Origin of the sequence: Rhizobium sp. CCGE 510 (genome assembly GCF_000292525.1) — a bacterium.
Classification (GTDB): Bacteria; Pseudomonadota; Alphaproteobacteria; order Rhizobiales; family Rhizobiaceae; genus Rhizobium.
Genome location: NZ_AEYF01000087.1, coordinates 1 through 1,031, shown reverse-complemented (window position 1 = coordinate 1,031; position 1,031 = coordinate 1). Strand labels below are relative to the sequence as shown.

Genomic DNA, 1,031 nt, shown 5'->3' with positions numbered 1-1,031 from the left:
CGCGACTTCCCAGTGGTCTCGTCGCGGCGGAAATTGTGGTCGATGGTGTGTGCTGGGTTGCTGTGCGACCTTTGGGGTTCCCAAGCGGTGAATTCGTCGTTCAAAAAGATACCATCGAAGCTGCGATCGCTCACGAGCGTCGCAATGGGGATTATACGTCGATCGATCCCATCATCGCGTCCACCTTCTTTTCGGCAATTGTAGGAGCAACGCCGCCCGAGGTTGGTGGCGAGCAGGTTTGGGACGTGCTTCGGGCCTGGTTAACGCGCGATCAGGAATGTCGTCTGGCCGACATTCTCACGTGGCGCTCGTCGCAGACGCAAAGCCGGTCGCGCGCGCAGGTGTTGAGCGAAACCGCCAAGCTGACCATGGTGCGCCTCGCGTTGCGCGCTCTTGACGCCGAGGAGCGAGCCGCGTCAATTCGCGAACGAGAGCTCGGGGCAACCGTCGAAGAGGAACGTCGCCGGCACGTTTATCAACAACAGCGATATGCTGATGGCCTCAACGCCGTGAGATCGGCATTGGGTGCCAATGAAGAGGTTGGTTTCGACGACACGATTGACCAGCAGGGGCTGGTTGCTATGGCAGAGGCCGCGCTGGCTGACGCTATGCGCACTGCCTTGCCGAAACCGCCCGATGTTGGGGCGATCTTCGCACGTCAAAAGGCCCTTAGCGGTGATCATGAGTCGCTGACGGCGAAGCGTCAGCAGCTGGAGAACGATGCGCGTTTCAAGCGGGGCGAAGCTGAACGCTATCGTTCGGAAGCAAACTTGGGTGAGATTGATATTTCGCAAGGCCGGGTCAGAGTATGCCCAGTGTGCCGGGTCAACGTAGATGAGATTAAAGCAAACGGTTGCGGAATCTCGCTCGAACCATGCGATCTAGCTACATTGAAGACGACAATCGCAGATAAGCAGAAGAAGGCGGCTGAACTGGACGCTGAAGCGAACAGTGCCGAGGAGGAGTACAAACGAGTTGATGCCCAGATTCAGCAATTGGGGCAGAAGCGGCTTGCGTTAGAAGATGAGATC

General features: G+C 57.8%; 1 protein-coding gene. It reads left to right on the top strand.

The annotated features are described in order from the left end of the window. On the top strand, window positions 1-1,031 hold a 1,031-nt coding region (locus RCCGE510_RS32490; protein ID WP_007637800.1), incomplete at both ends, for a hypothetical protein.